The sequence below is a fragment of the Longimicrobium sp. genome, assembly GCA_036377595.1.
Classification (GTDB): Bacteria; Gemmatimonadota; Gemmatimonadetes; order Longimicrobiales; family Longimicrobiaceae; genus Longimicrobium.
This window is the reverse complement of the sequence record DASUYB010000016.1, coordinates 1-26,188: the sequence shown is the minus strand read 5'-3', so window position 1 is coordinate 26,188 and position 26,188 is coordinate 1. Positions and strand designations below refer to the sequence as shown.

General features: G+C 68.9%; 24 protein-coding genes. 8 read left to right on the top strand and 16 right to left on the bottom strand.

Annotated features, from left to right (window positions below; translation table 11 throughout):
* Window positions 1–5 precede the first annotated feature (5 nt).
* Window positions 6–413 (bottom strand): YciI family protein, encoded by a 408-nt coding sequence (locus VF092_02630; GenBank protein ID HEX6746183.1) that lies wholly within the window; start codon window positions 411–413, stop codon window positions 6–8.
* A gap of 314 nt (window positions 414–727) precedes the next feature.
* Between VF092_02630 and VF092_02625 the strand changes: the two genes are divergently transcribed.
* Window positions 728–1,216, top strand: a complete 489-nt coding sequence (locus VF092_02625; protein ID HEX6746182.1) for a hypothetical protein — start codon at window positions 728–730, stop codon at window positions 1,214–1,216.
* A gap of 27 nt (window positions 1,217–1,243) precedes the next feature.
* Here VF092_02625 and VF092_02620 read toward each other — a convergent pair whose 3' ends face one another.
* From VF092_02620 to VF092_02605, 4 genes are all read right to left on the bottom strand, one after another.
* Window positions 1,244–1,627 carry a hypothetical protein gene (locus tag VF092_02620; protein ID HEX6746181.1) on the bottom strand — a complete coding sequence of 128 codons (384 nt, stop codon included), beginning with the start codon at window positions 1,625–1,627 and terminating at the stop codon, window positions 1,244–1,246.
* A gap of 49 nt (window positions 1,628–1,676) precedes the next feature.
* A complete protein-coding gene (locus tag VF092_02615) occupies window positions 1,677–2,261 on the bottom strand; it encodes an isoprenylcysteine carboxylmethyltransferase family protein (protein HEX6746180.1) in 585 nt (194 codons plus the stop codon).
* A gap of 268 nt (window positions 2,262–2,529) precedes the next feature.
* A complete protein-coding gene (locus VF092_02610; GenBank protein ID HEX6746179.1) occupies window positions 2,530–3,378 on the bottom strand; it encodes a hypothetical protein in 849 nt (282 codons plus the stop codon).
* A gap of 404 nt (window positions 3,379–3,782) precedes the next feature.
* Complete coding sequence (locus tag VF092_02605) at window positions 3,783–4,757, bottom strand: hypothetical protein (protein HEX6746178.1); 975 nt, start codon at window positions 4,755–4,757, stop codon at window positions 3,783–3,785.
* Between the two features lie 187 nt (window positions 4,758–4,944).
* Between VF092_02605 and VF092_02600 the strand changes: the two genes are divergently transcribed.
* Together VF092_02600 and VF092_02595 are read left to right on the top strand one after the other, a co-directional pair.
* Entirely contained in the window at window positions 4,945–5,217 is a 273-nt protein-coding gene (locus VF092_02600) for a hypothetical protein (GenBank protein ID HEX6746177.1), read from the top strand.
* A gap of 133 nt (window positions 5,218–5,350) precedes the next feature.
* A complete protein-coding gene (locus VF092_02595) occupies window positions 5,351–5,554 on the top strand; it encodes a hypothetical protein (GenBank protein HEX6746176.1) in 204 nt (67 codons plus the stop codon).
* Between the two features lie 367 nt (window positions 5,555–5,921).
* On the opposite strand, the gene VF092_02590 is transcribed toward VF092_02595, so the two are convergent.
* From VF092_02590 to VF092_02540, 11 genes are all read right to left on the bottom strand, one after another.
* Window positions 5,922–6,818 (bottom strand): hypothetical protein, encoded by an 897-nt coding sequence (locus VF092_02590; protein HEX6746175.1) that lies wholly within the window; start codon window positions 6,816–6,818, stop codon window positions 5,922–5,924.
* Between the two features lie 329 nt (window positions 6,819–7,147).
* Window positions 7,148–9,598, bottom strand: a complete 2,451-nt coding sequence (locus VF092_02585; GenBank protein ID HEX6746174.1) for an aerobic carbon-monoxide dehydrogenase large subunit — start codon at window positions 9,596–9,598, stop codon at window positions 7,148–7,150.
* On the bottom strand, window positions 9,595–10,095 hold the full coding sequence (locus tag VF092_02580; GenBank protein ID HEX6746173.1) for a (2Fe-2S)-binding protein: 501 nt from the start codon (window positions 10,093–10,095) through the stop codon (window positions 9,595–9,597). The genes VF092_02585 and VF092_02580 overlap by 4 nt, the downstream gene beginning before the upstream one ends.
* 1 nt (window position 10,096) lies before the next feature.
* A complete protein-coding gene (locus tag VF092_02575) occupies window positions 10,097–10,966 on the bottom strand; it encodes a xanthine dehydrogenase family protein subunit M (GenBank protein ID HEX6746172.1) in 870 nt (289 codons plus the stop codon).
* Window positions 10,967–10,979: 13 nt separating this feature from the next.
* Window positions 10,980–11,723: an SRPBCC family protein gene (locus VF092_02570; protein HEX6746171.1), complete on the bottom strand. Its 744-nt coding sequence runs from the start codon at window positions 11,721–11,723 to the stop codon at window positions 10,980–10,982.
* Between the two features lie 386 nt (window positions 11,724–12,109).
* Window positions 12,110–12,748 (bottom strand): VOC family protein, encoded by a 639-nt coding sequence (locus VF092_02565; GenBank protein ID HEX6746170.1) that lies wholly within the window; start codon window positions 12,746–12,748, stop codon window positions 12,110–12,112.
* An 8-nt stretch (window positions 12,749–12,756) separates the two neighbouring features.
* On the bottom strand, window positions 12,757–13,872 hold the full coding sequence (locus tag VF092_02560) for a VWA domain-containing protein (protein ID HEX6746169.1): 1,116 nt from the start codon (window positions 13,870–13,872) through the stop codon (window positions 12,757–12,759).
* Window positions 13,869–14,762, bottom strand: coding sequence for a MoxR family ATPase (locus VF092_02555; protein HEX6746168.1), 894 nt, complete (start codon window positions 14,760–14,762; stop codon window positions 13,869–13,871). The genes VF092_02560 and VF092_02555 overlap by 4 nt, the downstream gene beginning before the upstream one ends.
* An 8-nt stretch (window positions 14,763–14,770) precedes the next feature.
* Window positions 14,771–15,709: an XdhC family protein gene (locus VF092_02550; protein HEX6746167.1), complete on the bottom strand. Its 939-nt coding sequence runs from the start codon at window positions 15,707–15,709 to the stop codon at window positions 14,771–14,773.
* Window positions 15,710–15,976: 267 nt separating this feature from the next.
* The gene (locus VF092_02545; protein ID HEX6746166.1) at window positions 15,977–16,579 is read right to left on the bottom strand and encodes a nucleotidyltransferase family protein; all 603 of its coding nucleotides are present in this window, start codon (window positions 16,577–16,579) and stop codon (window positions 15,977–15,979) included.
* Window positions 16,569–17,642 (bottom strand): XdhC family protein, encoded by a 1,074-nt coding sequence (locus VF092_02540; protein ID HEX6746165.1) that lies wholly within the window; start codon window positions 17,640–17,642, stop codon window positions 16,569–16,571. Before VF092_02540 ends, VF092_02545 begins: the two co-directional genes overlap by 11 nt.
* Before the next feature lie 261 nt (window positions 17,643–17,903).
* Here VF092_02540 and VF092_02535 point away from each other — a divergent pair, with 261 nt between their 5' ends.
* The 5 genes from VF092_02535 to VF092_02515 all read left to right on the top strand — a co-directional run bounded on the left by VF092_02535 (window position 17,904) and on the right by VF092_02515 (window position 26,113).
* A complete protein-coding gene (locus VF092_02535) occupies window positions 17,904–18,560 on the top strand; it encodes a DUF305 domain-containing protein (GenBank protein HEX6746164.1) in 657 nt (218 codons plus the stop codon).
* A gap of 101 nt (window positions 18,561–18,661) precedes the next feature.
* Window positions 18,662–20,410, top strand: a complete 1,749-nt coding sequence (locus VF092_02530) for a hypothetical protein (GenBank protein ID HEX6746163.1) — start codon at window positions 18,662–18,664, stop codon at window positions 20,408–20,410.
* A gap of 303 nt (window positions 20,411–20,713) precedes the next feature.
* Window positions 20,714–22,801, top strand: a complete 2,088-nt coding sequence (locus tag VF092_02525; protein ID HEX6746162.1) for an Ig-like domain-containing protein — start codon at window positions 20,714–20,716, stop codon at window positions 22,799–22,801.
* 344 nt (window positions 22,802–23,145) lie between these two features.
* The gene (locus tag VF092_02520; GenBank protein ID HEX6746161.1) at window positions 23,146–24,018 is read left to right on the top strand and encodes a TonB family protein; all 873 of its coding nucleotides are present in this window, start codon (window positions 23,146–23,148) and stop codon (window positions 24,016–24,018) included.
* 439 nt (window positions 24,019–24,457) lie between these two features.
* Window positions 24,458–26,113 carry an ABC-F family ATP-binding cassette domain-containing protein gene (locus VF092_02515; GenBank protein HEX6746160.1) on the top strand — a complete coding sequence of 552 codons (1,656 nt, stop codon included), beginning with the start codon at window positions 24,458–24,460 and terminating at the stop codon, window positions 26,111–26,113.
* Window positions 26,114–26,188 lie beyond the last annotated feature (75 nt).

The following is a 26,188-nucleotide window of genomic DNA, read 5'->3' as shown; positions in this document are numbered from 1 at the left end:
CCCATCTACCCGATCTTCACTTTCGCGATTTCCGGGTTCGGCGTGAACGCGTCACCGAAATCCTCGATCTCCATCACCTTGCGGATCTCGACCTCCGCTTCGCCGTTCGGAAAGATGTTCGGAACGCGCTTCACCCACTCGATCGCATCTTCCTTCGACTTCACCTGGATGATCGTGAAGCCCGCGATGAGCTCTTTGGTCTCGGTGAACGGACCATCGATGACGGTGCGTTCGTCGGCGCTGAACTTCACGCGCGCACCCTTCGAGCTCGGGGCGAGCCCCTCGGCGGCGAGGAGGACGCCGGCCTTCGCGAGCTCGGCATTGTACTCCTGCATCGCGGCGAATGCTTCCGGCGTCGGCGGAACGGCCCATTCGGATTCGTTCGTCGCCTTGATCATGACCATGAAGCGCATGGTTCTCTCCTGATTTCGGTTCGTACCGGCTGCCGCGCCCTTTCGCGGCCTCACTCATACGACGAACGGGACCGGTCGAAATCGACACGAGTTTCGAGAAAAGTTGTAAACTGTATGTTTCAAGGAACTTGGCATCAGGTGGTCGAACAAACGGGCAGCCGCGGGAGAACTCCCCTGCGGCTGCCGCGATATTTCTCAAGCGGTGAATGGCTCTTGACCCCCACTCACCTGAACTGTACTCTGTGCTGCAAAGTACTTGTCATTCTACGACCAGCGCGCGACGAGCGCGTCTGATTCAGCGTCGAGAGGGAGTCATGCAGAAGTGGTGGCGACGCATCCGCGGGGCGATCGGGATGGGCCTCACCTGGGCAGCGGCATGGTTTGCTGCGGGGCTCCTGCTGGCGCGGGTGCCCGGCCTCGACTCCGATCTTCCGTTCGCCCTCCTGTTTGCTCCGCTCGGCTTTGTCACCGGCATCATCTTCTCCGGCATCCTCGTGGGAATGGAGGGCCGCCGTGGGTTCGAGCGCACGTCGCTTTCGCGCTTTGCGGCGTGGGGCGCCGCAAGCGGCCTTCTGCTGTCCGGGATCTTCGTCGTCAGCGCGGCACTTCGGGGAGCGGACTGGTGGGGAGAGTTCCTGGTGTTCGGCCCGCCCCTCGCCATGGCGGGCGCGGCCTGCGCCGCTGGTTCGCTGGCCCTGGCCAGACGGACTGAACGGCGAGAACTCCCTGGCGACGGCGGGCACCCGGCGGAGGTCGAGATTACCGGGAACGAAGAGCGGGAACTGCTCGGGCGCGGCGACTGACGTTCTGGTTTGGCGGCAATGAGGCCTCTACCGGGAGAACGCCGCATATGCCAGCAGGCCGCTGAGAGCGAGCGCGCCGACCCCTGCGGCTCGAAACTGCCAGGCGCGCTCCGGCGTGATGCGCTCATACAGGCGAAGGCTGTACTGCGGAGTGACCAACCTGACCAGGCCCTTCAGGAGTTGTCCCCAGCCAATCAGCGTCAGGACGACCGGTAGGCCAGACCAGACATTGTGGAAGCCCACGACCAGGGCCCCAAAGCCAAGGCTGAGCAAGCCCTCCACGAACATCCCCGCGCGACCCTTCTCACGCATCCAGACGAAGAATTCGACCCATACGTGCGGTTGCACGACATGCGAGAGGCCGATGCCGAGTAGGTAGAGCGCCGCGAATGCTTCGATAGCCTGCTCCACTTGGCCTCCCGCTGGATGCCTCGCCCCCGTATTCCCTGCAGCCGATTGCCTACCAGACGCCAGGGATGAGTCGATGCGGCACCCGCACCATGTAGTCGTTGTAACCCGGCAATTCGCGCCGGAGGAAGCGCTCCTCCAGGCGGAGCCGTATCACCATCAGCGCGACTGGTATGACTGCGCACAGCACCGCCAAGTACGACTCCAGCCACAGTCCGAGACCTGCGAGGATGAGCGGATCGGCGGCGTAGAATGGGTGCCGAACGACGGCATAGACTCCGGAGTCGGCCACGACGTGCGCGCGCTCGCTCTGCAGGCGAACGACGGTGGTCGCGAACGCGTTCGCCCGAAGCGCGAGATTCTTGATGCTCCAGCCGAGCGCGAACAGGATGAGGCCGATGCCGCTGAGCAGCGGCGGGGGCCGATGGAGCATGTGCCAACGGAACACATCGAGTCCAGCGATGGCAGGCAGTCCCAGGAACCCCGTCGCCAGCACCGCGAGCAGGAGCAGTCTGTCGGCCCAGGGTTGATCACCGTGAATCGGCAACCCGGCACGCTCCCGAAGCAGGCCGGGATTGACGCGATAGACGAGGCGCGCGCCGGCGGCCCTGACGAGCAGCATCACCGCCAGCAGCACCCAGGCCCGCCACCACGCGAGCGTCCCGGCTGAAGTAAACAGGAGGATCGCGACCAGTCCTGCATCCGCTACAAGTCGGACCGCGACTCCAAGCATCGGTACGGCCGGAGTGTGGTGGACGAACTCGATCCGCCTGATGGCCTGACGAGAAAGCTTCAGGGGCAGCGGGCCTTGACGGTCTTTCCCCCAAGAGTATGCCCGGCCCGCTGTCCCCTGCAAGCGAGGGTTAGAGTGCGGAACTCGGTGGTGGAGCCCCGCCCCATGGCATTCACCCGTATGCGATGTCGATCCGCAGATCAGCATCTCCGTCTGTCTCCGCCCGAACCGCATCGCCCGCCTGTCCCTCGGCAACAGCAGCCGATCGCACCGTCCCAGGCATGAGCGCCAGACTGAATGCGTAACCCAAGATCGCGCTTCCGCCGTAGCCGACCAGCGGCGTGGGATAGTTTCCGAGTGCCGCTGCCACCACCATGCCGAGCCAGGCGGCTCCGAATACAGCATAGACATCACGGTTGTTCGGATCGAGCCGCTGCCCCACGATCGCCGGAACGATGAGCAGAAGTGTGCCGATCACAACGGCCATCCCTGCCATCGCATGAACCTGGAATGCGGTGTAGAGGATCTGATCCACGTAGGGCACGGCTGGTAGCGAATCGGGGCGAACCAAGGTCACGACGAAACTGGCAACAGCCATGGCAAAAGCCGAAGCCACCCACCGATCCCGCCGGCGCACCCCGAGCACTGCCAGGGCCGAGACAAGTACGCCAGCCATCGCGCGATCTGGCTGAAGGGCAAGTGCGACGGCTGTTAGAATCATGCTGAGCGTAGCGAGGAGATCTCGGCGCTGTGCGAAGGCAACCAGCATCGCGGGCAGGACGATCAGGCTCATCTGCAGGGTGAGACCCCCAATGCGAATCCAGCGGGAGACGCCCTCAATAGACACACCGAACAGCGCCGTCGTGAGCAGCAACCCTCCGAGTACGACGGCTATTCCGCCCGGAAGGCGTGGCGCCCGTTCAGACGACCGCATGATGGCGAAAAACGCGAGTCCCATGACGAGAGCGAGCGCGTTGACGAAAAGGTGGATTGTTGGAGCGCCAGCCATGGCCATGTACATGAGCCCGAGTCCAGTGGCCGCGATTGCACACGCGACCCCAATGGCTCGGGGGTTCCCCAGAACTCCGTGTCGTTTCTCCATGGCGGCTCCCAACAACAAAGGTGACAGACGCTCCCGTCGAATGCGGGAGCCGATGCGAATGAGTACCGAACGCTCAGCGTATTTGTACAGCGCCTAACGCATGTTGAGAGCACGCCCCCTGCTGCGAATCCGCGGTCGCGAACCAAGCGTGAACCGCAGCAGGGAGCGGCCCTCATGAGAAGCTGCAGCCGATTGTTAGGCGCCCTGCTGCGCCGAACGCTGGGTCAGGCCGGCCCGGAACCACCCCTTGCCGTTGGCGCTGCTCGACGGCTCCAGCAGCGACCTCCACATCTTACGACCGCCGCGCCCCTCCGGAACATCGTTCAATCGTTGAGGAACGTGGCCCCGTATCCTTGAGCGGATTGCAACGTTTTGTAGAACGCAACCGTGTTGGGAGTAATGTAGCTTCCGTCCGGCATCCGGTCGATCAAGCCGATGCCGTTGCAGATCGGATTGTCGACCACGGGCTTCGCGATTCCTTTCGGGAGCCAGAGGTTCTTCAGCCGATAAATCATCATTCCAGCCACCATGCTGTCCGAACCGAGCCATTCCACATGCGCTTGTGCTGAGTATAGCTCACGAGTGTCCGCCGCCGCCGGGTCGACAGGCGGACAGACCCCGTTGATCGGTACTGTGATTTCATCATACGCCGCAAATGGCACGACGAACACTCGTTGCCCCTGTTTCAAGAACGGATAAAGCCTCGTCTGGTAAGTTTCCCTATACTGTGGGATGCTCACGTCGTAGTATTCGTCGCTGCTGACGAAATCCAGCGACGATTGACCAATCAGCTGCACGCTGTCAGGTCTTGTGCTGATCGTATCGTACCGGAAATTCGCGTACAGTGCCGTTGCCGGAAACGTCTGCTTCAACTCCCGGGTTACTGCGACGATCTGGGGAATGACGGTGTCAGGATCGGGTTCGTCATAGAGGAAGATACCAGACGGTTGACTCGGCAGGTCGGGGTAGCGTGTGAACAGATCCTGGTAAGCACTCGCCAGGGCACTCGCCGGGACTGGACCCTTCAGTGACGCGTCTGTCCAGAAGACGAACAGCTTGCACCCCGTTTTCCGATAGATCTCGGTATAAATGCTTGCATACCACTCCCAGTTCTCGACGCCCGTGGCGAGCAATGTGTTCTGCCACGGCCGCCCGGTCAGGGGATCGATCAGGTCGTCCGCCGTCCACAGAGCGGAAGGATCAAACTCTGTGACGGTCTTGGCCGGATCGTAGCCGTACGAGAAGGAACCAACGAAGAGCCGGGCGGATCGAACCGGTGCATCTGGCATCTCAGTCATCGTCTCGGAAGGTGACGTTTCGCGTCAGATTCATCAGTCCTGCAGTCCAACATAGAGGTACGTCCGCGGTTCGTACACGGCAACCGGGCCGCCTCGTCGGCGGTGCCTAACGCATGTTGAGAGCACGCCCCCTGCTGCGAAACCGCGGTTGCGAACCAAGCGTGAACCGCAGCAGGGAGCGGCCCTCATGAGAAGCTCGACGAAGGATGTGGGGCTCGACGTGCACCAGGCAACCACGGTCGCCACTGTCCGGGAGTCCAGCGGCAGGATCATCGCGCGCAGCATCCTGCCGACCGAGGAAGCGGCGCTGCTGGAGTTCTTCGCCGGGATGCGCGGCGCGGTGCACGTCGCCTTCGAAGAAGGCACGCAGGCGCAGTGGCTGCACGATCTGGCCGGCGAGAGCTCGATCGCTTGGACTGGCAGGGAAACGCACGTTGACTTGAGAGCGCCGGCGCCGTAACTTTCCACGCGTATTTAACGCCGCTTCTCGCGAATGTTCAGTTTACGGGATAATCACGTTTCTCCTTCCCTGACCCACCCGCCTGGGGACGTGTGGGCCTCGTTCGCCAACCCTCGTGCTGGAGGAGGTTGCCATGACTGGCTTCATTCGTTACGCGAAACGCTCACTCTACGTGCTGCCGCTGCTGGGCGCTCTCGCCTTTGGAGCGGTTCAGGCGCTGGCCGCCACACCGGAACCGGGCGACGCCACAACCCGGTCCTGCATCCGCACGGGCTGCTGGGTGGTCTGCGGCGAAACCGGTGGAGCGTGCATTGGAGAAACGTGCTACTGCTACTGAGACGGGGGCTGATTGGCGGCAGCGCCGGACGGACACCGAGCCCCGTCAAGAGGATCGGAGCGCACGATGTCTGACGACCCGAAGGACCCCGCGCCCGCACCCGCCGCAAAGCCCGGCTACACTGTCGTCAAGTAGAAGAAGAGCCGCTGGTGGGAGGTCCGCGCTGCGGACAACGAGCTGAGGGCAGACCGTGGTGCGGCGACTCGCCACCTGAGTCGAAGCAGGATGAAATACACGGCAGCCGCAGGACGATTCCCTGCGGTTGCCGTGATTTTTGCCCAGCGGCCTAATGACAAGCTTCAGGGGCGCGCGGCTGCGCCAATTAGCCCCTGAAAACAAGCCAGCCCATCGTCCCCTGCAAGCCGGGTTAGATGCTACCAGCCTGCTCGATGAGCCCAAGTTTTACGCGGAGGAGTAGTTTGGCCGTACTGAGCGCCACCTCGTATGCCGCGTGCAGCTCAGCGTCGCCGATAGCCCCAGAGTGGACCAAACTCCCTCGCAGGTCATAAGCATCGACAACCTCTTTGGCTAATTCCTTTCGTGCGCTCTCTTCAAGTGGCGCTGTATCGAGGACGAGCCGCCGTATGCGTCGGCGGATTGATGTCTCCTTCCTGAATTCCAACTCCCGATCGAGTGCCTCTAGCGCGTCGCGACTCTCCGATTCCATTGGGTCGTTCAGTTGTCGCTGCACCTCTAACTTCCAACGTTCAATCATAGCCCGGGCGAGGGGATGCTTCTGGGTTACAGGGGCTAGCACTTCGAGCACCGTCATGAGAGTCAAGAACCGAGCACGAAGCGTAGTCTCGTAAAAATGTGACAGATACAGGTCGGCAGCTGTGGTGATCCCGTTATCCACATTGCCGACACTTCCTCGCTCCATCCCGTGCTTCAGCGTACGGGTCGCCTTGTCCAAACTGGTAGAAACTCTAAACGATACGTCCCCGAAACCCATGAACCGGATTGTCTCGTCGCTTGGGTAGACGGTCGTGCCTCCTTCGTCTGCGAGGCCGTGAACCGGGCCGATATCTGGAATGCCGAAGCTTTCACCGATGTTTTTTCCCGCAGCTTCTGGATCTTCCGCTCGGGTAATCTCGCGAACATTGAAGTCTGGATCAAAGGCGATGTTGTGCTCAATCGCTAGGTTCCAAAGCCCGGCCTTTACTAGAGGTAGGAACTCTAGAGCTTCGGTTTCGCTTGCAAATGGACTTACTTCGACTACTAAGTAGCGGTGGTGCCTGGCAATCGAAACGTTCAGCTCAGCCACCTGAAATCCCGCACCGTTCTCCAAGCCAGCAATGGGATCGATACCGAGCGTCTTGACCGAAACCCGTAATGTGAACTTTCCGTGCGTGTTCAGAGGTTCTCCTTGGAAGGTTTGACCCTAACTGCTGTCTAAGTAGACTGAATTCGGATAAGCACGCAAGCGTTTCAAGGCGGCGGCTTGGCCGCAGCATGGAAACGTTGCGAGATAACACACGCCCTTTGCTGCCTTCCACCGACCCATTCGTCTCCCGGCTCCCTGAACGGCGAAGCCGTCCGCGGTAGGTTCCCGCGGGCGGCTTTGCGCTCAGATTGCGGCGGAGCAGCTTCCGCCTACTCCGCCACCCCCTTCTCGTGTAGGATGGTCCACACCTTCTCGGGGGTGATGGGGATGTCGATGTGGGTCACCCCCAGGTGCGCGAGTGCGTCGACCACCGCGTTGGCGATGGCGGGCGGGGCGCCCACCGTCGCCGACTCGCCGACGCCTTTCGCGCCGAGCGGGTGGTGCGGACTGGGGGTGACGGTGCGGTCCGTCTCCCAGCGCGGTGTCTCCATCGCGGTGGGGAGCAGGTAGTCCATGAAGCTGCCGCCCTGGATGTTGCCCTCCACGTCGTACGTGATCTCCTCGAACAGCGCGGGCGCGAGGCCCATCGTCAGCCCGCCGTGGACCTGCCCCTCCACGATCATGGGGTTGATGACGTTGCCGCAGTCGTCCACGGCCACGAACCGGCGCACCTTCACCATCCCCGTTCCCCGGTCGATGTCGACCACGGCGATGTAGCTGCCGAAGGGGAAGGTCAGGTTCGGCGGGTCGTAGTAGTGCACCGCCTCGAGCCCCGCCTCCATCCCCTGCGGATGGTTGGTGTACGCGGCCAGGGCCACGTCCTGGATGGTCTTCTCCTTCTGCGGCGCGCCGCGCACGAAGAATCGGCCGGGCTCCCACTCCAGGTCGTCCTCGCTCACCTCCAGCAGGTGCGCGGCGATCTTCCGCGCCTTGTCGCGGATCTTCCGCGCGGCCACGGCGCACGCCGCGGCGGCGACGGGCGTCGACCGGCTGGCATACGTCCCCAGCCCGTACGGCGCGGTGTCCGTATCTCCCTCCTCCACCTCCACGTGCGCGGCGGGGATGCCGAGCTCCTCCGCCACGATCTGCGCGTAGGTGGTCTCGTGCCCCTGGCCCTGCGACTTCGTGCCGAAGCGGGCGATCGCCTTCCCGGTGGGATGTACCCGGATCTCCGCCGAGTCGAACATCTTGATCCCCAGGATGTCGAACTGCTTGCTCGGGCCGGCGCCCACGATCTCCGTGAAGCTGGAGATGCCGATCCCCATCAGCTCGCCGCGGGCGCGCTTCTCCGCCTGCTCTCTCCTGAGATCCGCGTAGCCGATGCGCTCCATCGCCCGGTGCAGCGCGGCGGAGTAGTTGCCGCTGTCGTACTCCCATCCCAGCGCGGAGCGGTAGGGGAAGCGCTCGGGGCGGATGAAGTTCTTCAGCCGCAGGTCGGCCGGGTCCATCTCCAGCCGGTGCGCGAGGACGTCCACCATCCGCTCGATGGCGTGGACGGCCTCGGTGACGCGGAAAGAGCAGCGGTAGGCGATGCCGCCCGGCGGCTTGTTGGTGTACGCCGCGTCGACCTCCACGAACGCCTGCTTCAGGTCGTACGAGCCGGTGCAGACGGAGAAGAGCCCCGCGGGGAACTTCGACGGGTTTGCCGCCGCGTCCGCGTAGCCGTGGTCGGCGACGGTGCGGATGCGCAGCGCCTGCATCGTCCCGTCGCGCGTCGCGGCCAGCTCGGCGTGCATGTGGTAGTCGCGCGCGAACGAGTCGGCCTGGAGATTCTCCATCCGGTCCTCGATCCACTTCACCGGCTTGCCGATGACGACGGAGGCGGCGATGGCGATCACGTAGCCGGGGTAGACGGGCACCTTCCCCCCGAAGCCGCCGCCGATGTCGGGGGAGATGATGCGGATCTTCTCCTCCGACAGGCCCACGTGCCCGGCGACCAGCGCGACCACGGTGCGGATGGCGTGCGGCGCCTGCGTGGTGAGATGGACGGTGAGCTTCCCCGTCACCCGGTCGAAGTCGGCCACGCAGCCGCAGGTCTCGATCGACGCCACGTGGATGCGCGGGAGGTAGATGTCCTCCGCCACGACCACGTCGGCCGAGGCGAACGCGGCCTCCGTCGCTTTCCGATCTCCCACCTCCCAGTGGAAGACGCGGTTGTCGGTCTTCCCCTCCTTGTCCGTCCTGAGCACCGGCGCGCCGGGCTCAAGCGCCTTGAAGGGGTCGACGACCACGGGGAGCGGCTCGTAGTCGACCTCCACCGCGTCGACCCCGTCGGCGGCGGCGTAGCGGTCGGTGGCGACCACGGCGGCCACCTCCTGCGCCTGGTACATCACCGTGTCCGTCGGCAGCACCATCTGGGTGTCCGACATCAGCGTCGGCATCCAGTGCAGGTTGAACTGCTTCAGCGTCTCACCGGTGATCACCGCGAGAACGCCGGGCACCTGCAGCGCGCGCTCGGTGTTGATCGACTTGATCCTGGCGTGGGCGAAGGGGGAGCGGACGATGTCCAGGTACAGCATCCCCGGGAGGACGACGTCGTCGACGTAGCGCCCGCGGCCGCGGATGAAGCGGGGATCCTCCTTGCGCTTCATCGAGTGCCCCATCCCGCACACCTCGGCCGACGTGCGCGGCGCGGCGACGGGGGCGATCTCGATCTCCAGCGGGAGCTCGGTCCCCGGAGCGGCACCCGCGTCCGGGATGGTTGCGATGGGATCGGTCATGACGACACCTCCTCGGCCGCGCCCGCCCCGGCCAGCTGGGCAGAGGCGAACTGGATCGACTTGACGATGTTCACGTAGCCGGTGCAGCGGCACAGGTTGCCGGAGATGGCCTCGCGGATCTCCGGCTCCGTCGGCGAGGGATTGCGGCCGAGCAGGGCGAAGCTCGTCATCAGCATTCCGGGCGTGCAGTAGCCGCACTGCAGCCCGTGCTCCTGCCAGAAGCCCTCCTGCAGCGGGTGCAGCTTCCCGTCCTTCTCCAATCCTTCCACCGTGAGGATGTCGCTGCCGTCGGCCTGCACGGCCAGCACGGTGCAGCTCTTCACCGGCTCGCCGTCCATCACCACGGTGCAGGCGCCGCAGTGCGTGGTGTCGCAGCCGATGTGCGTGCCGGTGAGCCGCAGCCGCTCGCGCAGGAAGTGCACGAGCAGGAGGCGCGAGTCCACCGTTTCCTCGTGCGCGGCGCCGTTGATGGTGACGTGGATGGTGTGCTCGGCCATGTCATCCTCCCGCGCGTTCGAGGGCCCGGTTGAGCGCGCGGCCGGTGAGCACGCGTGCCATGTTGCGCTTGTATTCCACCGATCCCCGCCGGTCGGGCGACGGCATCGCCGCCTCGCCGGCCAGCCGCGCGGCCTCCGCGATCACCTCCGCGTCGGGCGCCTTCCCGGCGAGGAATGTCTCCGCCGCGGAGGCGCGGATGGGCGTCGGGCCCGCGGCGGTGAGCCCGATCCCCACGCGCTCGACGGTGCCGTCGGCCGCGAGCGTCACCTGCGCGGCGGCCGCCGCCGTGGCGAAGTCGCCCACCTTGCGCTCGAGCTTGACGTACGCGCCGCCGCTCCCGGCCGGCGGCGTGGGGACGCGGATCTCGATCAGGATCTCGTCGCCCGCCAGCGCGGTGGTGAACAGCCCGGTGAAGAACTGGTCGATGGGGATCACGCGCATCCCCCGCCCGCCGATGGCCACGACCTCGGCGCGCAGCGCCAGCATGGTCGCGGGGTGATCGTTCGCGGGATCGGCGTGCGCCAGGTTGCCGCCGACGGTGGCGCGGTTGCGGACCAGCGGGTCGGCGATGACGACGGCGGTGTCGTGGAGGATGGGGTAGCGCTGGCGGATGAGATCCGAGCGCTCGAGCGCGGACTCGCGGGTGCGGCCGCCGATCTTCAGGAAGCCGTTCTCCTCGCGGATGTAGTCCAGCCCGGCGATGCGCCCGATGTCGATGAGCTGGCCGGCCCAGCCCATCCGCAGCTTGAGCAGCGGCAGCAGGCTCTGGCCGCCGGACAGCACCTTGGCGTCGTCGCCGTGCCGGCGCAGCAGGGCGATGGCGTCGGCCAGCGTTTCCGGGGCGTGGTAGTCGAATGGTGCGGGGATCATCGGCAGCCTCCTTTCAGCGGCGGAAGAGCCAGACCACGACGAGCACGATGGCGAGGGCGGCGACCCAGACGACGGGACGGCGCGCGGCCCGTCCCGCGGCCCGCCCCAGCGCCGCGCCGCCCAGCGACAGCGCGTCGATGGGCTCGCCCGCGACGGGGAGCGTGGCGGCGGGCACCGCGGACGCCGCGGCGAGGGGCACGGCCGCGGCGGCGGACGGCACGGGCGAGCCGGGGTCGATCGGCGGCCCCGCGTCGGCGATGGGGATGGTTGCGGGGACGGGCGTGGCGGGCGCGGCCTCGGCCGGGGCGGGGGATTCGAGGGTCGCGCGGGCGCAGTCGACGAACTTCTGGAAGAGCTGGTCACTGACGTCCTGGATCATCCCGCGGCCGAACTGGGCGAGGACGCCCATCACCTGCACGTCGGAGGTGACGTGGATCTCCGTCTCGCTCGGCGTGATCTCCACCAGGCGGCTGGTCATGGTCATCTTCGCGCCGCCGCGGCCGCGCGTCTCCTGCCCCTGCGCGGAGATCTCGGCGGTCAGCGCGTCGCGGTCCAGCCGCTCGAAGCGCATGGTGCCGCGGTAGGACGCCTGCACCGGGCCGACCTTGATGCTGATGGTGCCTGCGTGCGAGTGCTCGTCCACCTGCTCGCCGAGCGCGGCACCGGGAAGGCAGCGGACCACGCGCGCGGGCTCGGTCAGGAACTCCCACGCCGCCGCCGCCGGCGCGTTCACCACGAAGCTCTTGGAGATCTCCATCGGGTGCCCTCGGGCTCGGGGTCCTTACGGGCGGCTGAAGCCGCAGCTACAACCACGGGAAGCCTCGCAAACTGCGCGAGGCTGTTCCGCTCCGTCGCGGCCTACGGCTCGCGTCCACTCGTTCGTTGCTCGATTCCTCTTCGCAACGCCTCCCAGTGTCATCCTGAGGGAGGCGCCGCACCGAAGTCTCGTCCGCGCAAGCGTTTGGGCGCCGACCGAAGGATCTACTCGACCCCGCGGAAAGGCCAGCTCTTCCGACCGGATGTCCGGGCGGACCAGGCAAGATCCTTCGGGCGCGCATGGTTTTGTGGCGCACGCGGGTTCGGTGCTTCGCGCCCTCAGGATGACACCCGGACGGGTGTCACTCACGATCTCACACCTCCACGTCACTTCTCCACGAAGCGGTAGCTGCCGTGGCTGTCGTAGTCGATGCCGTGCTTCTGCTTCAGCCGCTGGATGTAGCGGAGATCGGCCTTCGTGTGCGGGCTCGCGACCCCGTCGCCGAGCGGCTCGTTGGTGTGCAGCAGGATCTCCTCGAGGCAGCTGCTCAGGCTCATCCGCTTGTGCTCGGCGAGATCGTGGAGAAGCGCCGCGAGCCGCTTCTCCAGCCGCACGGGCACGTCCACGCGCTCGATCGGGATCTCCGGTCCGTCGCCGAGCCAGAGGCGGCGGCCGAAGGTCAGGTAGTAGCCGTGCAGGTCGCGCACGGTGTAGTCGCGGATGTGGTAGTCGCGGTCGCCCGGCTCCTGCACGATCTCCACGCCGTTGGCGCGGTGGAACTCGCACAGCTCGTCCGCGTCGCCGACCAGGAAGTAGACCGAGCACCCCTGCGGATCGGGCGCGCCCTTCTGCAGGAACATCTGCACGTCGCCCAGGTTCACGCCGGCGAAGGTCGGCGGCTCGCCCCAGGTGAAGCCGAGGTCGAACCCCAGCTTGTTCGTGTAGAAGTCCACCGCGGCGGGGATGTCTTCCACCGCCAGGCCGGCGTGGGCCTGCTCGCAGTCGATCTCGGGACGGGTGGCCATCGTCCTCCTCAAACCAGTTCGGGGATGATGCGCTCCAGCGACTCCAGGTCGTGCGCGGGCGCCAGGCGGTCGACGTAGGGCAGCGCGGCGGCCATCGCCCGCGCGGTGGGCTCGTAGCGCGCGTCGCCGGCCAGCGGGTTGAGCCAGATGATGCGCCGCGCCTTCGCCTTCAGCGCCCGCATCGCCCCGGCGACGAGCGACGGATCGCCGCGGTCCAGCCCGTCGCTCAGGATCAGCACGACGGAGCGGGCGCCGACGTAGGTGCCGGCCCAGCGCGTCACGAACTCCGCCAGGCTCTCGCCGATGCGCGTGCCGCCGGACCAGTCGGGGACGCCCGCCGCCAGCCGGTCGAGCGTGGCGGCGACGTTGCCGGGCTTCAGCAGCGGCGTCACGCGTTGCAGCGAGGTGTTGAAGGTGAACACCTCCGCGCCCCTGGCCACGCGGCGCAGGGAGAGCACGAACGCGAGGAGGAAGCGCGTGTGCGCGTCCATCGACCCGCTGGTGTCGGCGAGCACCACCAGCCGCGGCTCCTCGATCGGCCGCGCGCGCCGCGCCAGCGCCACCATCTCCCCGCCCGTCGAGACCGCGCGTCGCAGGCTCCGCCGCAGGTCCGCCGCGCCGCGTCCGCGTGTGGGGATCAGGCGGCGGCTGCGGCGCGTCGCGAGCTTCATCGCCAGACGCGCCACCAGCCGCTCCATCGCGGCGAGGTCCGCCGGCGTGCACTGGTCGAACGGCTTGCGGCGGAGCAGCATCTCCGCGCTCCAGCCGGGGGTGTCGCCCTCCCCCGCGCCGCCATCCCCATCGCCCTCCGTCCCCGCCGCGGCGATCCGCAGCCCGCCCCGCGGCAGCGCGCCCGCGATGCGCCCGGTGGGGACCGTGCCCCGTGGCGAATCTCCATCCCCCAGCCAGAACTGGCCGAAGGCGGCGTCGAAGGTCTCCCAGTCGCGGCGGCGCACCTTCATCGCCGTCCTCAAGGCGCGGTGCACCTCGAGACGATCCGCGAGATCGACGAGGGTGAGCGCCATCGCGCCATCGACCTCGTCGCCCACGCCGACGGTCACGCCCCGCGCCCGCAGCACCCCGGCGAAGTGCGCCAGGTGCGTGACCAGGTCGCCGCCCGTCACGCCGCCTCCGCGCCCTGCGCCGCCGCGACGAGCGCGCCGACCTCCTCCGCGTCGAGCTCGGCCAGGTCGTGGCGGTCCTTGAGGATGCAGCCGAGCGTCTGCGCCACCGTCTCCGCGTCGAGGTGGTCGCGGTGGAGGCGGAGGAGCGCCTGCGCCCAGTCGATCGACTCGGCCACGCCGGGCGTCTTGGACAGCCTCCGCCCGCGCAGCGCCTGCATGAAGCGCCCGATCTCGCCCGCCAGCCGCTCGCCCGCGCCGGGCACGCGGCTGCGGATGATGCGCACCTCGCGCTCGAGCGTGGGGTGCTCGAGGTAGAGGTAGAGGCAGCGCCGGCGCAGCGCGTCGCCGATCTCGCGGCTCTGGTTGGAGGTGAGCACCACGTACGGCACGTGCTCGGCGCGGATCGTTCCCAGCTCGGGGATGGTGACCTGGAAGTCCGACAGCACCTCCAGCAGGAACGCCTCGAACCCCTCGTCCGCGCGGTCGACCTCGTCGATCAGCAGTACGGCGGGCCCTTCGCGCCGGGTGATGGCGCGCAGCAGCGGGCGTTCGAGGAGGTAGCTGCGCCCGAAGATCAGCTCCTCGATCTCCGCCGCGGGGCGGCCCTCGTCCTCGGCCAGCCGCGCGCGCAGCATCTGCCGCGGATAGTTCCACTCGTACAGCGCGGTGCTCACGTCCAGCCCCTCGTAGCACTGCAGGCGGACGAGCTCGGTGTCGAAGAGCGCCGCCAGCGCCTTGGCCAGCTCGGTCTTGCCGCCGCCCGCGTCGCCCTCCAGCAGCAGCGGCTTGCGCATCTCGCGCGCGAGGAAGACGGCGGTGGCGATGGGCGCGTCGGCGATGTAGCCGAGCCGCTCCAGCCCGTCGAGGATCGCCTGGATCTCGGGAGACACCGCGCGCCTCACACCGGCGCCGGGGCGGCGATGAACCACCCTGGCTCGGCCAGGAAGCGCGTCCTGCACCCCGCGCAGCAGAAGTAGACCGTCGCGCCGCCGTGCTCCGCGGTGTGCCGCGCGGTCGCGACGTCCACCGTCATCCCGCAGACGGGATCGAGCGCCGTCTCCGGCGCCGCGGGCTCCTCCCGCGCCTCGTCGGGGGGCACCTCGGCTGACGCGCGGCGGAGCTGGACGATCTCCGCGAGGATGCTGAGCGCGACCTCCTCCGGCGTCGCCGCGCCGAGATCGAGCCCGGCGGGGTTGCGGATGCGGTCCAGCCGCGCGGGATCGGCGCCGCGGGCGATGAGCATCTCCCGCATCTCCGCGAACCGCCGGCGGCTGGCGACCACCCCGAGGTACGCGGGATCGAGCGCGAGCGCGGCCTCCACCGCCTCCTCGTCCCCCTCCCCCTGCGTCGCGACGACGGCGAAGCGCGGCGCATCTCCATGCAGGGCAGGGGGATGCGGCGACGGCGCGTCGACCGTCTCCACCGCGTATCCCATCTCCCTGCCCAGTCCGGCCAGCGCGCGCGCGACGGGCGTGGCGCCGAAGACGGCGAGGCGCGGCGCGGGGAGCATCGGCTCGACGTAGATCTCCACGCTCCCTCCGCTGTGGCAGGTCATGGCGAAGACGGTAACGCCCGGGCGGCGCGCCGCCTCCGGGTCGGGGGAGATGGAGATCAGCCGCGGACGTGCGTCGCGGATCGCGGCGATTGCCTCGCGTAGGACGGTGGGGCGGATGCAGCTGCCGCCCAGCCACCCGTGGAACTCGCCCGCTGCGGTGATGATCACCACGTTGCCGACCTGCGCCGAGCTAGGCGCCTCGCGGCGCACGACGGTGGCGAGGGCGAATGCCTCCCCCTGCGCGGCCATCTCCGCGGCCAGCTTCAGCAGCTCAGCGCGCATTCGTATCTTCCCGACAGGATTTGTCGAACCCGCACCTCCCCGATGTCATCCTGAGGGAGGCGCCGCGCCGAACTTTCCAAAGCACCTGAGCCTGGCGCCGACCGAAGGATCTACTCGCGCCCGCGGAGATGTCTGCCCGACATGACCGGCCTCGCGCATGCCGGGAGTAGATCCTTCGGGCGCGCAGAGCTCGGTGGCGACGCGGCTTAGGTGCTCCGCACCCTCAGGATGACACCTGACGGGTGTCTCCTCACTGTTCACACGTTCTCAGACCGTCACCGCGGGCGGCATCACCCGCTCGACATCCGCCGGCACGTCCACGTCCGCCAGCGCCGCCGCGGGCCAGGCGACGCGCTCCGCCTCGAACCGATGCTGCTTCACCACGTGCTTCCCGCACCGCTCGCCCTCCACCGCCGCCAGCTCGGCGAAGAGCGTGCGCGAGTACAGCGTCGGCGGCGCGTGCACCCCCTCGTACTCGGAGATGACGAGCGGCGCGCCCGTCGCGCGGAAGCGATCGACGAGCGCGGCGATCATCTCCGCGGTGACGAACGGCATGTCGGCGAGGATGATGACCGCCGCCGCGGCATCCGCCGGCACCGCCGCGATCCCCGCGCGCACGGACGAGTTCTGCCCCTGCGCGAAGTCAGGGTTGTGCACCGCGCGGCAGGGGAGATCCGCGATCTCCGCCATCGCGCGCTCCGCCTCGTGACCGACGACGACGAGCACGGGATCGAGCCCCGCCTCGCCCGCGCGGCGCACGGCGCGATGGAGCAGCGTCTCGCCGTCGATCTCGATCAACAGCTTGTTGCGGCCGAAGCGCGTGGAGGCGCCGGCGGCCAGCACCACGCCCGCGACGTGGTCAGCAGGCATGGATCGCCGCCTCGCGGTCGCGGAGATGCCCGGGCTCGCGGCCGGCGCGCACCGACAGCAGCTCCGCGACGATGCTGACCGCGATCTGCTCCGGCCCGTCCGCGGCGAGATCGAGCCCGACGGGGGCGAAGACGCGCACGTCGTCGTCCGGGCCGAGCTGGCGCAGGATCTCGTCGCGCCGGTCGCGCGGCCCCAGCAGGCCGACGAAGCGCGCGTCCGTGGCCAGGAACGCGCGCAGCCAGTCGCGGTCGTGCGCGAACGAATGGGTCATGGAGACGACGGCCGCGTCCGGGCCGACGCGCAGGTCGCCGGCGCCGGCCTCGGGGCGGCGGCACACCAGCCCGCGCGCGGCCGGAAATCGCTCGGCGGTAACGTACGCGGGGCGGTGATCGAGGACGGTGACGCCGAACCCCGCGCTCGCGGCGAGCGCCGCCAGCGGCCGCGCATCGTCGCCCGCGCCGCAGATGAACAGCGATGGGGGAGGGGAGAGAACCTCGACGAACACGCGGCGCGGTCCCGCCTGCTCCAGGCCGGACTCGCCCCGCTCCAGGGCGGCCGCCGCGATCCGCTCCAGCGCCCGGTCCGTGGCCGCGGCTTCGTCGCGATGGACGCCGAACGCGGCCACACGGCCGAGGTCGACGGCGCCCTCGATCACCGTGCAGATGGCGAACGGCTCGTCGCCGGCGAGGAGGGCGCGGACGGCGCGGAGGCCGTCCGTCGCGCGCGGACTGTCCGCGGGCTGTACGAACACGTCGACGGCCCCCGAGCAACCCAGCCCGAGGCCCCAGACGACCGAATCGTCGTCGCCGGTTTCGTAGTGGAGAAGACGGGGAACGCCCGTGCGGAGAACGTCGAGCGCGACCTCGCGCACGTCGCCCTCCAGGCAGCCGCCGCTGACGCCGCCGAGGGTGGCGCCGTCGTTCTCGATCAGCAGCCGCGCGCCGGGGCGGCGGTAGGCCGAGCCGCGGATGCCGACCACGGTGGCCAGCGCCGCGCGCCGCCCCGCGGCGGCGAGCGCGGCGGCACGGTCGAGCAGCTGTGCCGTCTCGTTCCAGTGCTTCATCGGGCCCGGGGGAGAACCGTGGCCGTGGGAAGGTGGATTCGTACGTAGTCGTTCCGACGAGGATAAGTCAAGCGGGAGATTTTCCCACCCGTCTCGCGAACGAGGTGCGCGGAACGAATGGCTTCGCGCGGATGCATGAAGAACGTGGAGAACACCCCCGCATCGCGGCCCACATCGTCCCGCGCGCTTGCGGCGCATCCGGCGAGGTTGCATCGTGCAGCCGATCCGAATCCCCACGCACCGGCGTAGTAATTCGCGCGCATGAAGTCGCTGTCCGCGGTCCCCGCCGTCCTCCTGTCGATCGTCGCCCTCGGCGCGTGCGGCGCGGCCACGGCGCAGACCTCGTCTCCGCCCGCTCCCGCGCCGGCTCCGGTCGTCGTGCGCGCGGATACGGCCCCGCACCGATGGACGGAGGCGGACGCGCGCTTCATGCGCGGGATGATCGCGCACCACGCGCAGGCGCTGGAGATGACGGCGCTCGTCCCGCAGCGCACCACGCGCGCAGACCTGCGGCTGATGGCGCAGCGCATCGCCCTGTCGCAGCAGGACGAGATCGCGATGATGCGGCGCTGGCTGCAGGACCGCGGGCTCGAGGCGCCGCCCGCCGACGCGCACGCGGGCCACGACATGCCCGGGATGCAGCACGCGCTGATGCCGGGGATGCTCACGCCCGAGGAGATGGCGCGCCTGGCCGCGTCCACCGGCGCGGAGTTCGAGACGCGGTTCCTGGAAGGGATGATCCGCCACCACGAGGGCGCGCTGCGGATGGTGGAGGAGCTCTTCGCCTCGCAGGGCGCCGCGCAGGAATCCGAGACGTACCGCTTCGCCAGCGACGTGGACGCCGACCAGCGCGCGGAGATCGCGCGGATGCAGACGCTGCTCGCCGCCACCTCGCCGGCCGCGCCGCGCCCGAGGTAGTCCTAAGTCCTAAAGTCCTAAGTCCTAAGTTGGTTCCGCCGCGGCCCATCCCGCGCAGTCCCTACACCCTCTTTCGAAATGCCGAGATGACACCGCACTCCATGGCACGCCGGACGACCGCGCTCCTCCTGCCGCTGCTGCTGGGCGCCGGCGCCGCGGCCGCGCAGCAGCCGGCCGACCCCCGCGTGGGGCTGAAGGCCGGGTGGCACGACGCCGGCCAGGCTATCCGCAACCTGAATCTGGTGGCGCACCGCGATCGCCCCGAGGGCTTCTTCAACACCGCGAACATGGGCGACTTCGGGTTCCTGAACGCCGACATGGCGTTCAAGGGGAACCTGCTCTTCCTGGGCGGCTTCAACGGGTTCCAGGTGTGGGACATCTCCAATCCCGCGAACCCGACCCTGCGCGTCACGCACGTCTGTCCGGGCGGGCAGGGCGACGTCTCCATCATCCGCAACCTCCTCTTCGTGTCGGTCGAGGAGACGCGGGGGCGCACGGACTGCGGGGGGCAGGGGATCCAGGACTCGGTGAGCGCCGACCGCTTCCGCGGGGTGCGCATCTTCGACATCACCGACCTGCAGCACCCGCGGCAGATCACCACCGTGCAGACCTGCCGCGGCTCGCACACGCACACCCTCGTTCCCGATCCGCGCGACCCGTCGGCCGTCTACATCTACGTCTCGGGCACCGCGCCGGTGCGCAGCCCCAGCGAGCTGACCGGGTGCTCGGGGCGGTCGCCCGACCAGGATCCCAACACCTCGCTCTTCCGCATCGAGGTCATCCGCGTCCCGCTCGACCGGCCGCAGGACGCGCGCGTGGTGAGCACGCCGCGCATCTTCGCCAACCGGCAGACGGGGGCCATCGGCGGGCTGTGGCAGGGCGGCGCGCACGGGCAGGGGACGCAGACCACGGCCACGACCAACCAGTGCCACGACATCACCGTCTACCCCGAGATGGGGCTGGCGGCGGGCGCCTGCGCGGGGAACGGCATCCTGCTGGACATCCGCGACCCGGCCAACCCGGTGCGCATCGACGAGGTGAGCGACCCCAACTTCGCCTACTGGCACTCGGCCACCTTCAACAACGACGCGTCGAAGGTGCTGTTCAGCGACGAGTGGGGCGGCGGCACCCAGGCCAGGTGCCGGGCGACCGACCCGCCGCTGTGGGGCTCCGATGCCATCTTCACCCTGGGCAGCAACCGCAAGCTGAGCCCGGGCGGCTACTTCAAGCTTCCCGCGCCGCAGACGGCCGAGGAGAACTGCGTGGCCCACAACGGGTCGATCATCCCCGTCCCCGGCCGCGACATCATGGTGCAGGCGTGGTACCAGGGCGGGATCTCGGTCTTCGACTTCACCGACGCGGCGCACCCGAAGGAGATCGCCTTCTTCGACCGCGGTCCGATGGGCCCGCAGCTGGTGCTGAGCGGCTTCTGGTCGGCGTACTGGTACAACGGCCACATCTACGGCTCGGAGATCGGCCGCGGGCTGGACGTCTTCACCCTCGCCCCCAGCGAGTTCCTGTCGCAGAACGAGATCGACGCGGCCAGGCTGGTGCGGATGGAGCTGTTCAACCCGCAGGACCAGACGAAGATCACCTGGCCGGCGAGCTTCGTGGTCGCCCGCGCGTACCTGGACCAGCTGGTGCGCGGCCACGCGCTCGCCCCGGCGCGCACCGACCGCATCGCCAGCGAGCTGCGGCGGCTGGAGCGCGTCTCCGCCGCGGCGACGCGGCGGACCGGGCTGCGCACGCTGGCCGCGCAGGTCGCGGGCTACGCCGCCTCGTCGGCCGACGCGCCGCGCGTGCGGATGCTGGCCGGCGCGATCCGCGACCTGGCCGGCGCGGGGCGGTGAGTCCGTAAACCGCGGGCTCTCACGGAGGCCACGGAGTTCACGGAGGATGAGATTCAGTTCTCCGCGATCTCCGTGTCCTCCATGAGAGCCCTTGGACGTTTTGATACCGGCCGAGGCTTGCGTAAACACATATGTTTCCATATGGTTATCGGCTCTTTCGTCGCCACGCCCGCCCCTCCGGCGCGGCGAGATCACCGTAACGCATCCAGGCCTCCGGCACCGGGCTCCACCTCGATGGATCGAGGAGCCGGCCGGCGCCTCGTCTTTCCGCTTCAGGGCACCAGCGCCCGGGAAACCCACCACATGCGCAGAACGCTCTTCATCCCCCTGTCCGCCCTCGTCCTCTGGGGGTGCGGCGGCGGCGACGGCCCCGGCAATTTCACCGTGGCCTCCAGCGTCTCCCTGTCGCCCGGCAACATCACCCTCGACGCGGTGGGCGCCACGCGCGTGGTGCACGCCACGGTGCGCGACCAGGGCGGCGGGGTGATCGCCAACCCGTCGCTCTCCTGGTCGTCGAGCTCGTCCGCCGTCACGGTGGCGGGCGCCGGCGGCGACAGCGCGATCGTGACCGCCGCCGCCAACGGCAACGCGACGGTCACCGCCAGCGCGGGAACGGCCAGCGGCTCGGCCAACGTGCAGGTGGCGCAGGCCGCCGCGGGGCTGCAGAAGACGGCGGGCGACCTGCAGACCGGCACCGTGGGCACCGCGCTGGCCACGCCGCTGAAGGTGACGGTGGTGGACCGGCTGGGCGCGCCGGTGGCCGGGCAGCAGGTGACGTTCGCGGTGAGCGGGGGCGGCTCGCTGTCGGTGACCACGGCCACCACCGGCGCCGACGGGAGCGCGACCACCACCTGGACGCTGGGGCTGTCGACCGCCACGGCGCAGGCGGTGACCGCCACCGCGGGGGCGTCGTCGGTGAGCTTCGGCGTCACCGCCGTGTCGGGCCCGGCCGCGGCCATCTCCATCTCGTCGGGGAACGGGCAGACGGGCGCCACGGGCGCCGCGCTCCCGCTGGCGCCGGTGGTGCGGGTGGTGGACGCGTTCGGCAACCCCGTCACCGGCGCGTCGGTGACCTTCACCGTCACCGGCGGCGGCGGGAGCGTGGCCGGCTCGCCCGCCACCACGGGGCCCGACGGGCTGGCCGCGCCGGGAGGGTGGACGCTGGGCGCCGCCTCGGGGACGAACACGCTGCAGGCCACGGTGACGGGGACGGCGCTGACCGTCTCCTTCACCGCGCAGGGGGTGCCCTCGGTGCCGGGCTCGGTGGCGGCCAACGGCGGCAACCAGCAGGCGGCGATGGCGGGAACCGCGGTGCCGGTCGCGCCGTCGGTGATCGTGAAGGACCCGGGCGGCACCCCCATCGCGGGGATCACCGTGACCTTCGCGGTGACCAGCGGCGGCGGCACGCTCACCGGGGCGACGGCCACGACCAACGCCGCGGGCGTGGCCACGCTGGGGAGCTGGACGCTCGGCAACTCGGGGCCCAACCAGATCACCGCCACGGTGGCCGGCGCGGGGCTGACGGGGAACCCGGTGATCTTCACCGGCGTGGGGTGCACGGGCGGCGGCGGGGGCGGCTACGCCATCACCCTGTGCCCCACCACCACGATGACGGTGGCGCAGCGCGCGGCCTTCGACGGCGCCGCGGCGCGCTGGGGCGGGCTGATCACCGGCGACCTGGCCAACCTCACCCCGAACGTGGCGGCCGGCACCTGCGGCTCCAACTCGCCGGCGCTGAACTTCAACGTCGACGACCTGGTGATCTTCGCGGCGGTGGAGAACATCGACGGGCCGGGGTCGATCCTGGGCTCGGCAGGGTGGTGCATCCGCCGCTCGGGCGGGCTGCCGATCGTGGGGACGATGCGCTTCGACGCGGCCGACATGGCCAACCTGGAGGCCGGCGGCCATCTGGGCGAGGTGATCACGCACGAGATGGGGCACGTGGTGGGGATCGGGTCGCTGTGGAACACCTTCGGGCTGCTGCAGGAGCCGTCGCAGGGGATCCCGCAGGACACCTGGTACAGCGGCGCCAACGGCCTGACCGGCTTCAACAACATCGGCGGGGCCAGCTACACCGGCGGCAACAAGGTGCCGGTGGAGAACACCGGCGGCGGCGGCACGGCCAACGTGCACTGGCGCGAGGCGGTGCTGGGCACCGAGCTGATGACCGGCTTCCTGAACGGCGGCAGCACCAACCCGCTCAGCGAGCTGACCGTGCGGTCGCTGATCGACCTGGGGTACACGGTGAACGTGGCCGGCGCCGACCCGTTCTCGGTGTCGCTCTCGCTCCGCGCGAACGCGGTCCCCGGCTCGATCAAGCTGGAGAACGACGTGTGGGTGGGCGCGCGCTACACCATCGACCGCGCCGGCCGGGTGACGCGCATCCGGTGAGGGGCTGATCGCCGGAAGCACGAAATCCAAGGGCACCGCGGGCCGGAATCGGCTCGCGGTGCCTTGCTTTTGCTTGCTACTCAATCTGAATTGGTCTCACGCAGAGTTAGCAGAGTCAGCAGAAAACTGCAGTTTACTGCTGACTCTGCTAACTCTGCGTGAGACCTGCTGTTTTCGTTCATTTTGATTGCCTTTCACGCAGACTGGAATCTCATCTCCGCCAGTTTCTTGATTTTCATCTATCTACATGTTTTTCAACAACTTACACTAGATTGATGGCCCGGCACTTGCAAATGTTTGTGGGCTCGAATCCGAGGTTGCAGGAGCCCTTGCAGGAGCTTGAGATGCTGGCCTTGTACAACAACGGATCAGGGAGACGCAGGAATCGCTGGAGTCCGAGCACCGTCGCGGCCTCGGTGGTCGCGCACGGCGCGGTGATCGGCGCGCTGCTGGCCTTCGCGAAGGAGGCCGACGCGCGGACGGTGAAGGAGGAGGTCATCGCCGAGTGGAACCTCGAAGACAAGCCGAAACCCCCTCCGCCACCCCCGCCCGAGCCGCCTCCGCCGCCCAGGGTGGAGCTCGCGCCGAAGGTCGAGGAGCCCCGCATCGAGCAGCCGAAGATCGAGACGCCGCGCGAGGCGCCGCCCACGCCCGCGCCGCCGGTGAAGGGTGATTTCGTCACCCCGCGCCCGCCGGAGACCACGCCGAACGTGCTGCCGGCCGCGAACCCCAACGCCACGCCCATCACGCTGGCCGACGTCAGCGGCGTCGGGAAGGAAGGTGACGTGGTGGGGCAGACCGACGCGTCCGACAACCGCGCGCCCACCGGCAACACCGAGCCCGCTCCGCCCGCCCCGCCCGCCCCGCCCGCCCCGCCGGCCGAGGAGCCCGCGAGCAGCGGCCCGATGGACGAGAGCGCGGTGGACGTGCGCCCCTCGCTGCGCAACCAGGAAGACGTGCAGCGCGCCCTCCAGCGCGTCTATCCGTCGTCGCTGCGCGAGGCGGGGGTGACGGGCGAGACCGTGCTGCAGTTCGTGATCGGCGAGGACGGCCACGTGGAGGCCGGGACCGTCGAGGTGGTGTCGTCGACCGACGAGGCCTTCTCGGCCGCGGCCCGCCGCATCGTGAGCCAGATGCGCTTCACCCCGGCCAAGTCGCGCGGCAAGACGGTCCGCGTGACGACGACGATCCCCGTGCGCTGGACGATCGAGAGCTGACGGGGGAGGACTGGGAGGAGAATCGGCGCGGGGAGACGGCTCTCCGCGCCGATTCTTTGTCGCAACCCGGGGTAGAGATTGGTGCGATGTGCTGGCTTGTGCGCGGCCGCAGGTGGCCCCCTCCCCCCGGCCCCCTCCCCCGCTTCGCGGGGGCGGGGGAGAACTAAGCGCGTGAACTGAAGCCCGTCCCCGCGCTGAGGTCTCCCCTCCCCCATCCCTCCCCCCTCGTGGGGTCTCGTGGGGGAGGGGCCGGGGGTGGGGGGGAGCCGGCGGCCGGCAGGATCTCCGCCACTCGCGCCGAACGATCCCGCCGCAGCCGGGTATCACCGCGTCCGAAGCAGCACACACCGCGGGACGCCATCGCCCCGCGGTGTGTTTTTCTGTTCGTCCGTCCATCCAAGGGGAGCGTCGGTTTCGCACCCGCTCCCGCGCTACGATCATGATCTCCGTATCCAGCCTCGAGAAGTCGTTCGGCGATCGCGTGCTCTTCGCCGACGCCGCGTTCCAGCTCAATCCCGGCGAGCGCTACGGCATCGTGGGCGCCAACGGCTCCGGCAAGACCACGCTCCTGCGCATCCTCGCCGGCGACGCGGAGGCCACGAAGGGCACCGTCTCCATCCCCAAGTCCGCCCGCGTCGGCGTGCTGCGGCAGGACCAGTTCCTCTACGAGCACGAGGAGATCCTGGGCGTGGCGCTGATGGGCAACCCCGAGCTGTGGGACGCCATCGTCGAGAAGGAAGCCATCCTGGCCCGCGCGCACGAGGAGTTCGACTACGAGCGCTTCGGCGAGCTCGAAGACACGGTGCAGCGGCTGGACGGCTACACCGCCGAGGCGCGCGCCGCCACCATCCTCGAGGGCCTCGGCATCCCCGCCGAGGTGCACCGGCAGCCGCTGTCGACGCTCTCCGGCGGCTTCCGGCTGCGCGTGCTCCTCGCGCAGGTGCTGGCGGGGAACCCCGACGTGCTGCTGCTGGACGAGCCGACGAACCACCTCGACATCCTCTCCATCCGCTGGCTGGAGAAGTTTCTCCACGACTTCGCGGGGCCCGTGGCCGTCATCTCCCACGACCACCGCTTCCTCGACAACGTGGCCACGGGGATCCTGGACGTGGACTACCAGACGGTGACCCTCTACCGCGGCAACTACACGGACTTCACGGTGCAGAAGGTGGAGGACCGCGAGCGCAAGGAGAAGGAGATCGAGGGGCGGCAGAAGGAGATCGCGCACCACCAGAAGTTCGTGGACCGCTTCAAGGCCAAGGCCAGCAAGGCGCGGCAGGCGCAGAGCAAGCTGCGGATGATCGAGCGCAAGGCCGAGGAGCTGGAGGAGCTTCCCGGCAGCTCGCGGCGCTATCCGAAGTTTCGCTTCGTGCAGCGGCGTCCGAGCGGCAAGGAGGTGCTGAAGATCGCCGGGGTGGCGAAGAGCTTCGGGGAGAAGGAGGTCCTTCCCGGCGTCTCGCTGCAGGTGAACCGCGGCGACCGCCTGGTGATCATGGGGCCGAACGGGATCGGCAAGTCGACGCTGCTCAAGATTCTGGTGGGCGACCTGGAGGCCGACGCGGGCGCGGTGGAGTGGGGATACGAGACGCACCCCGGCTACTTCGCGCAGGACCACCACGAGCAGCTGGAGGACGTCGACAAGACGGCCGAGCAGTGGCTGTGGGACTTCGCGCCGGGGAAGGACCGCGGCTTCGTGCGCGGCCACCTGGGGCTGATGCTGTTCAGCGGCGACGACGGGCAGAAGCGCCTGGCCGCGCTCTCCGGCGGCGAGGCGGCGCGGCTGGTGTTCAGCCGGCTGGCGCTGGAGCAGCCCAACGTGCTGGTGCTGGACGAGCCCACCAACCACCTGGACCTGGAGTCGATCGAGGCGCTGGTGGCCGCGCTGCAGGGGTACGAGGGAACGCTGATCCTGGTCAGCCACGACCGCTGGTTCGTGAACCAGCTGGCCACGCGCATCGTTGAGATCAGCCCCGCCGGGATCCGCGACTACCACGGCACCTACGAGGAGTACGTGCACGCCTGCGGCGACGACCACCTGGACGCCGACACCGTGGTGCTCAAGGCGAAGGCCTCGCGGAAGCCGGCCGCCGTGTAGCCGCCGCAAGGATCCGATCGCATCACGGTCCCGCGGGCGGCCCGCCAACTCCTTGACTGTCGGCGGGATCCGACC